The following is a 7549-nucleotide window of genomic DNA, read 5'->3' as shown; positions in this document are numbered from 1 at the left end:
GAACAGCAGGATCTTCAGGTTCACATTGCGCCGCAGGGCGTGGATGAGGTGGTTGCCGCCGATGGACAGCGCGTCGCCGTCGCCGGTGACGACCCACACGCTGAGGTCGCGTCTGCTGGTGGCGAGGCCGGTGGCGATGGCCGGGGCGCGGCCGTGGATGGAGTGCATCCCGTAGGTGTTCATGTAGTACGGGAAGCGGGAGGAGCAGCCGATGCCGGAGACGAAGACGATGTTCTCCCTGGCCAGCCCCAGTTCCGGCATGAAGCCCTGGACGGCGGCGAGGATCGCGTAGTCGCCGCAGCCCGGGCACCAGCGCACTTCCTGGTCCGACTTGAAGTCCTTCATCGACTGCCTGGCCTCGGCTTTGGGCACCAGCTGGAGCAGTCCGTTGCCGGTGTCAGTCATCGATGGCCTCCTTCAGCACGGTGGCGAGCTGCTCCGCCTTGAACGGCATGCCGTTGACCTGGTTGTACGAGTGGGCGTCGACCAGGTACTCCGCCCGGATCAAAGTGGCCAGCTGGCCGAGGTTCATCTCGGGGACCACGACCTTCTCGTACCGCGCGAGGACCTCGCCGAGATTGCGGGGGAAGGGGTTCAGGTGGCGCAGATGCGCCTGCGCGATCACGTCGCCGGCCCCGCGCAGCCGCCGTACCGCCGCCGTGATCGGGCCGTACGTCGAACCCCAGCCGAGCACCAGAGTGGCGGCGCCGTGCGGGTCGTCGACCTCCAGGTCAGGGACCTCGATGCCGTCGATCTTGGCCTGGCGGGTGCGGACCATGAAGTCGTGGTTGGCCGGGTCGTAGGAGATGTTGCCCGTGCCGTCCTGCTTCTCGATGCCACCGATCCGGTGCTCCAGACCAGGCGTACCCGGCACCGCCCACGGCCGGGCCAGGGTCCGGGGGTCACGTTTGTACGGCCAGAAGACCTCGGTGCCGTCGTCCAGGGTGTGGTTGGGGCCGGAGGCGAACTGGACCCGCAGGTCCGGCAGTTCCTCCAGGTCCGGGATCCGCCAGGGCTCCGACCCGTTCGCCAGGTAGCCGTCCGACAGCAGCATCACCGGGGTGCGGTACGTCAGCGCGATCCGGGCCGCCTCCAGGGCCGCATCGAAGCAGTCCGCCGGGGTCTTCGGCGCGACGATCGGCACCGGCGCCTCGCCGTTGCGCCCGTACATCGCCTGAAGCAGATCCGCCTGCTCGGTCTTGGTCGGCAGACCGGTGGACGGGCCGCCCCGCTGGATGTCCACCACCAGCAACGGCAACTCCAGCGAGACCGCCAGACCGATCGTCTCCGACTTCAGCGCCACGCCGGGCCCGGACGTGGTCGTCACCGCGAGCGAACCGCCGAAGGCCGCGCCCAGCGCCGCGCCGATGCCCGCGATCTCGTCCTCCGCCTGGAAGGTCCGCACCCCGAAGTTCTTGTGCCTGCTCAGCTCATGCAGGATGTCCGAGGCCGGCGTGATGGGGTACGAGCCGAGGAACAGCGGCAGATCCGCCTGCCGGGAGGCGCTGATCAGACCGTAGGCCAGGGCGAGGTTGCCGGAGATGTTGCGGTAGGTACCGGTGGGGAAGGCACGGGTCGCGGGGGCGACCTCGTAGGAGACGGCGAAGTCCTCGGTGGTCTCGCCGAAGTTCCAGCCCGCCCGGAACGCGGCCACGTTCGCCGCCATGATCTCCGGCTTCTTGGCGAACTTCGACCTCAGGAACTTCTCCGTGCCCTCCGTGGGCCGGTGGTACATCCAGCTCAAAAGCCCGAGGGCGAACATGTTCTTGCTGCGCTCGGCCTCCTTGCGGGAGAGGTCGAACTCCTTGAGGGACTCCACCGTCAGAGTGGTCAGTGGCACCGGGTGGAGGCCGTAGGCGTCGAGCGAGCCGTCGTCCAGCGGCGAGGCGTCGTAGCCCACCTTCTGAAGGGCCCGCTTGGTGAACTCGTCCGTGTTCACGATGATCTCGGCGCCGCGCGGCAGATCGCCGATGTTGGCCTTCAGGGCCGCCGGGTTCATTGCGACGAGGACGTTCGGCGCGTCGCCCGGGGTGAGGATGTCGTGGTCGGCGAAGTGCAGCTGGAACGAGGAGACACCGGGCAGGGTGCCTGCGGGGGCGCGGATCTCGGCGGGGAAGTTCGGCAGGGTGGAGAGGTCGTTGCCGAAGGAAGCAGTCTCCGAGGTGAACCGGTCCCCGGTGAGCTGCATGCCGTCACCCGAGTCCCCCGCGAACCGGATGATCACCCGGTCCAGGCGGCGCACGTCCTTCGTGCCGCCCGGTTTGCGCTGCTCCCCGACGACTGATCCGTCGGCCTGCTCCGTTGGGCTGCTGACCTGGCTGGTCACTGAACTGGACCTCCTTCGAGGCGGCTGTCCGGGGCGTGGTCGTCCCACGGACCATCCCAGGATCAACCCTACGTCGGTTAGGGTCGCCTTCCCGTGGTCATCCGGAGATTCGGATGACGTTTCGAGTCGGCGTGTAGCGCTGACATGTCAGGGCTTCCTTCCCCGGTTGGCCCCTCCGCTCTCCTGCCGGGCACCCCTCATTCCCACGGAAGCCGCATCCTCTGACACACCCCTGACGCGGAGGCCCGCCCACCGCCTCCCGAAGGCGTCCGGTCAGGAGTTCAGATAGGTCAGCACCGCGAGCACCCGCCGGTGGTCCCCGTCGCTCGGCGACAGCCCGAGCTTGAGGAAGATGTTGCTGACGTGCTTCTCCACCGCGCCGTCGCTGACCACCAGTTGCCGGGCGATCGCCGAGTTCGTCCGCCCCTCCGCCATCAGTGCCAGCACCTCGCGCTCGCGCGGGGTGAGCCGGGCCAGCACATCCTGCTTGCGGCTGCGGCCCAGCAGCTGCGTGACCACCTCGGGGTCCAGCGCCGTACCGCCCTCGGCGACCCGCACCACCGCGTCCACGAACTCCCGGACGTCCGCCACCCGGTCCTTGAGCAGATAGCCCACGCCCCGGGTGGAACCGGCCAGCAGCTCGGTCGCGTACCGCTCCTCCACGTACTGCGACAGCACCAGCACCCCGAGCCCGGGATGCGCCTTGCGCAGGGACACGGCCGCTCGCACCCCCTCGTCCGTGTGCGTCGGCGGCATCCGCACGTCCGCCACCACCACATCGGGCAGCGCGCCCGTGCCGGCCAGATCGGCGATGGTCTTCATCAGCGCCTCCGCGTCACCGACCCCGGCCACCACCTCGTGTCCCCGGTCGGTCAGCAGCCGGGTCAGACCCTCCCGGAGCAGCACCGAATCCTCGGCGATCACCACCCGCACCCTGTCCTCCACGATCTTTCGCCCCCGTCATGCGCGGTCCCATGGCGACGCCCATGAGAGGCGCGCCTTCGTACGAGGACCAAGCATTCCAGGAATCGGCACACAGCGTCTGATGCCTGTGGATAACTGGGTCGAGGGCCGGTATATCCGCTGGTCAGAAGCTAGTTTGCTGGTGGCCGGCCGACCCGGCCGCGGTCGGTCAGCCGCGCCAGGGGAGTTCCGCTATCACCCGGGTCGGACCGCCCGCGGGGGAGTCCACCAGCAGGATGCCGTCCACCGCGTCCAGCCGGCCCCTGAGGCCCGCGAGGCCCGAGCCTGCGGAGGCGTCCGCGCCGCCCACCCCGTCGTCGGTCACCTGGAGCATCAGCCGGTCCTCCGAGTGCCACACATCGACCGAGGCGGAGCGCGCCCCGCTGTGCTTGGCGACGTTCTGGAGCAGCTCGCAGACCGTGAAGTAGGCGATGCCCTCGATGGCAGGCGCCGGACGGGACGGCAGGTCGACCTCCACCCGGACCGGCACCGTGCACCGGGCCGCCACCGCGGACAGGGCCGCGTCCAGACCCCGGTCGGTCAGCACCGCCGGGTGGATGCCCCGGGCCAGGTCGCGCAGCTCCTGGAGCGCCGTCTTCACCTCGCCGTGCGCGTCCTCCACCATGCGCGCCGCCGCCTGCGGGTCCTCCCGCATCTTCTCCTTCGCCAGCCCCAGGTCCATCGCCAGACCGACCAGCCGGGCCTGCGCGCCGTCGTGCAGATCGCGCTCGATGCGGCGCAGGTCGGCGGCGGCCGTGTCCACCACGACGCCCCGGTCCGACTCCAGCTCCACGACCCGCTCCGACAGCAGGGAGGGGCCGAGCAGCCCGCGCACCAGCAGCCCGTCCACCGTCGTCAGGGCGCGCACCAGCCAGGGCGTGGCCAGTGTGAACAGCAGTCCGACCAGCGCGGTCACGGTGATCTCGAAGGGGTTGTCCAGGTAGATGCGGTGGTGCTCGTCGCCGTACAGCTGAAGACCGCCCGCACCCGCGTACGCCGGGAAGACCCAGAACCACAGGGGGTAGGTCAGCAGGGTCAGGCTCAGCGTCCACAGGGTCACCGAGACCGTGAAGGTGAAGACCGCCCAGGGGAACTGGACCAGGGAGTACAGCAGGCTCCGCCAGGAGGCGCCGCTCTTGAGGACCGCGCCCATCCAGGCCAGCGCGCCCGGCTTGGTCACCCGCAGCGGCTCCGGGCCTGGCACGTCCACGCCCAGCAGCGCCCGCGCCCGCACCCGCTCCAGCGCGCCGAGGCCCCGGGAGCCGGCCAGCGCCGCCGCGAGGACGGGGACACCGAGGAAGGTCACCAGCAGGCCCGCGCCCAGCGACACCATCGTCACCGTCCAGGTGAACAGCGCGATCGAGATCGGCAGGCTGAGCAGGACGTACCCCAGCTCCCGCCAGGTGCGGCCCTCGAACGGCGCCCGCAGCGCGGCGGGGAGCCGGGGGCGGCGGCCGGGGCGCGGGCCGTATCCGTACCGCCCCTCGTCGTCGCCGGTGTCGTAGCCTTGGCCGTACCCGCCGTGTCCGTACTGAGTGGCCATCGATGTCGTCCCGTTCTCCTCGTCCAGCCGGCGGTTCAGCCGTACCTCAAGAATCGTGTGCCGGGGCCCTCGGGACCATGGAGTCCGTCGGCGTCCTGAACCGGGGGTTTTCCCCACCCCCGTCGGCCCGGCGGGTGTCACGAGCCGTCCCGGGCGGCTACTTCTCCCGGTCCCGCCACGGCAGTTCGGCGGTGACCTCCGTCGGGCCGCCGACCGGGGAGTCGACCACGAACAGGCCGTCCACCGCGCCCAGCCGGTCCGCGAGACCCCGCATCCCGGTGCCGCCGTCCAGGACGGCGCCGCCCCGGCCGTCGTCGTGGACCTGGATCAGCAGCCGGTCCGCGGTCCGCCACACGTCCACCGACGCGGAGCGGGCCGCGCTGTGCTTGCTGACGTTCTGGAGCAGCTCGGAGACGGTGAAGTAGGCGATGCCCTCGATGGCCGCGGCGGGGCGGTCCGCGAGGTCCACGGTCACCTTGACCGGAACCGTGCAGCGGGCGGCGACCGAGGACAGGGCGGCGTCCAGGCCGCGGTCCGTGAGCACCGCCGGATGGATGCCCCGGGCCAGGTCGCGCAGTTCCTGGAGGGCCAGCTTCACCTCGCCGTGCGCCTCCGCCACCATCTCCGCCGCTGTGTCCGGGTCCTCCAGCAGCTTCTCCTTGGCCAGGCCGAGCCCCATGGCCAGATTGACCAGCCGGGCCTGCGCGCCGTCGTGCAGATCGCGCTCGATGCGGCGCAGGTCGGCGGCGGCCGTGTCCACCACGACACCGCGGTCCGACTCCAGCTCCGCTATCCGGCGCTCCAGTTCGTCGGAGGGGGAGAGCAGGGCGCGCACCATCGCCCGGTCCACGTTCGCCAGTCCCCGAGCGAGGTAGGGCAGCACGGGCCAGAGCACGAACAGCGAGGTCAGCACCGTGCAGAAGGTGAGGATGCCCCAGGGCAGCCGGATCACGTCGTACAGCAGAGTGCGCCAGCCCACCGGGTCCTTCAGCGCCATCCACGCCCGCTGGAGCAGGCCCCCGCCGCGGGCGAGCGGCAGCGGCGACGGCTCCTCCACCCGGACCCCCAGCAGCGCCCGGGCCCGCGCCCGCTCCAGCTTCCCCAGCTGCCGGGCGCCCAGCAGGGACAGCGCCAGCAGCGGCAGGCCGATCACGGTGACGGCGAGGCCGCCGCCGACGGACAGCACGGTGATCGCGTAGACGAAGCCGAACACCGTGGTCGGCAGGTTCAGCAGGAGGTGCGCGATCTCCTTCCAGGTGTGGATGTCGTAGGCCGGCCTCGGAGGCGGGAAGCCGTCGGTGCCGTCGGTGCCATCGGGCCGACCGGATATGCCGGGCCGGTCGGAGCCGTCGTGCCGATCGGGGCCGTCGGGCCGGCCTGCGGCGGAGCTGGGAGCGGTCATACCGGACAGCCTGCCGAATGCGGCACCTTCCGCGCCATGCGGTACACCGCCCTCCGCTCACGGGGGAAAACCCCACCCCCGGTCTTCCGGGGCGTCTCGGGGCGTGACTGCCTGCTTACCGCTTCTTTATCAGGGCCTAGACTTCCCGTGCGTACAGGTCATGAGGTCAGGGAGTGAGGGACGGACGGTGCGGGAGACGCTGGGGGACTCGACCATCGCCGCGACACACGTCGTCACCGGAGCCGGCCATGTCGTCACCGCGGCCGGTTATTTCCGGTCCTACTCGGCCGTGGGGCTGCTCGCCGTCGTCGGCGTGCTGTTCGTCGCGGTCGCGTTCGGCGCCGGACGGCTGCTGCGCCCCGTAGTGCCCACCCCGGAAAAACTCCTGACCTACGAGTGCGGCGTCGACCCCGTCGGCGAGGGCTGGGCCCACACCCAGGTCCGCTACTACGTCTACGCCTTCCTGTACGTGATCTTCGCGGTCGACTCCGTCTTCCTGTTCCCCTGGGCGACGGTCTTCGCCGCCCCCGGCTTCGGCGCGACGACCCTCGTGGAGATGTTCGTCTTCCTCGGCTTCCTCGCCGTCGGCCTGCTGTACGCATACAAGAAGGGCGTCCTGGCATGGACGTGACCCCGGACCCCGTACTCCTCCCCGAGCCCAAGCGGCTGGGCGCGCTGGCCAGGCTGGCGCCCGAGCCCATGAAGGTGGTCCTCAACTGGGGCCGCCGCTACTCGCTCTGGGTCTTCAACTTCGGCCTCGCCTGCTGTGCGATCGAGTTCATCGCCGCGTCGATGGCCCGGCACGACTTCATCCGGCTCGGCGTCATCCCCTTCGCGCCGGGCCCCCGCCAGGCCGACCTGATGGTGGTCTCGGGCACGGTCACGGACAAGATGGCCCCCGCCGTCAAGCGACTGTACGAACAGATGCCCGAGCCGAAGTACGTCATCTCCTTCGGCGCCTGCTCCAACTGCGGCGGCCCCTACTGGGACTCGTACTCCGTCACCAAGGGCGTCGACCAGATCATCCCCGTGGACGTCTACGTGCCCGGCTGCCCGCCGCGCCCCGAGGCGCTGCTCCAGGGCATCCTCAAGCTCCAGGAGAAGATCGCCGCCGAGTCGCTGGAGGAGCGCTACGGCCACGGCGGCGCCCGGCCGTCTCCGGCCGCGCTCCAGAGCGGCCTGGTACGGCCGCCCGCCCCGCCCGCTCCGTCCGGTGAGGAGGGCGCGCGATGAGCACGGCCGGCTGGCTGCCCGCCCCCGTCGAAGAACTGTTCGGTGCGGAGGCGGTGGCCGAGGAGTCGTACGAGATCTTGAC

General features: G+C 70.8%; 7 protein-coding genes. 2 read left to right on the top strand and 5 right to left on the bottom strand.

Annotated elements, in window-relative coordinates; translation table 11 throughout:
- From CCN72_RS26125 to CCN72_RS26105, 5 genes are all read right to left on the bottom strand, one after another.
- Positions 1 to 405, bottom strand: a 405-nt coding sequence (locus tag CCN72_RS26125) for a thiamine pyrophosphate-dependent enzyme (protein ID WP_244174455.1), incomplete at its 3' end; no start/stop codon positions are given.
- Positions 398 to 2326 carry a 2-oxoacid:acceptor oxidoreductase subunit alpha gene (locus tag CCN72_RS26120; RefSeq protein WP_086810116.1) on the bottom strand — a complete coding sequence of 643 codons (1929 nt, stop codon included), beginning with the start codon at positions 2324 to 2326 and terminating at the stop codon, positions 398 to 400. The genes CCN72_RS26120 and CCN72_RS26125, both read right to left, overlap by 8 nt.
- Before the next feature lie 273 nt (positions 2327 to 2599).
- Entirely contained in the window at positions 2600 to 3259 is a 660-nt protein-coding gene (locus tag CCN72_RS26115; protein ID WP_275939554.1) for a response regulator transcription factor, read from the bottom strand.
- 199 nt (positions 3260 to 3458) lie between these two features.
- Complete coding sequence (locus CCN72_RS26110) at positions 3459 to 4832, bottom strand: sensor histidine kinase (protein ID WP_086810115.1); 1374 nt, start codon at positions 4830 to 4832, stop codon at positions 3459 to 3461.
- A 157-nt stretch (positions 4833 to 4989) separates the two neighbouring features.
- Entirely contained in the window at positions 4990 to 6234 is a 1245-nt protein-coding gene (locus CCN72_RS26105; protein ID WP_086810113.1) for a sensor histidine kinase, read from the bottom strand.
- 160 nt (positions 6235 to 6394) lie between these two features.
- Here CCN72_RS26105 and CCN72_RS26100 point away from each other — a divergent pair, with 160 nt between their 5' ends.
- Both CCN72_RS26100 and CCN72_RS26095 read left to right on the top strand, forming a co-directional pair.
- Positions 6395 to 6865: an NADH-quinone oxidoreductase subunit A gene (locus tag CCN72_RS26100; protein ID WP_237552930.1), complete on the top strand. Its 471-nt coding sequence runs from the start codon at positions 6395 to 6397 to the stop codon at positions 6863 to 6865.
- Complete coding sequence (locus CCN72_RS26095; protein WP_086810111.1) at positions 6856 to 7467, top strand: NADH-quinone oxidoreductase subunit B; 612 nt, start codon at positions 6856 to 6858, stop codon at positions 7465 to 7467. Before CCN72_RS26100 ends, CCN72_RS26095 begins: the two co-directional genes overlap by 10 nt.
- Positions 7468 to 7549 lie beyond the last annotated feature (82 nt).

The organism is Streptomyces murinus, from assembly GCF_002154555.1.
GTDB classification, from domain to species: domain Bacteria; phylum Actinomycetota; class Actinomycetes; order Streptomycetales; family Streptomycetaceae; genus Streptomyces; species Streptomyces murinus.
Note: the sequence above shows the minus strand (reverse complement) of the source record. Positions and strands in the feature narration are given on the sequence as shown.

What these genes read in the sequence shown, in the direction of transcription:
- CCN72_RS26110 (WP_086810115.1), bottom strand. Translation starts at nt 4,832, where the DNA reads ATGGCCACTCAGTACGGACACGGCGGGTACGGCCAAGGCTACGACACC.
- CCN72_RS26100 (WP_237552930.1), top strand. Translation starts at nt 6,395, where the DNA reads ATGAGGTCAGGGAGTGAGGGACGGACGGTGCGGGAGACGCTGGGGGAC.
- CCN72_RS26105 (WP_086810113.1), bottom strand. Translation starts at nt 6,234, where the DNA reads ATGACCGCTCCCAGCTCCGCCGCAGGCCGGCCCGACGGCCCCGATCGG.
- CCN72_RS26095 (WP_086810111.1), top strand. Translation starts at nt 6,856, where the DNA reads ATGGACGTGACCCCGGACCCCGTACTCCTCCCCGAGCCCAAGCGGCTG.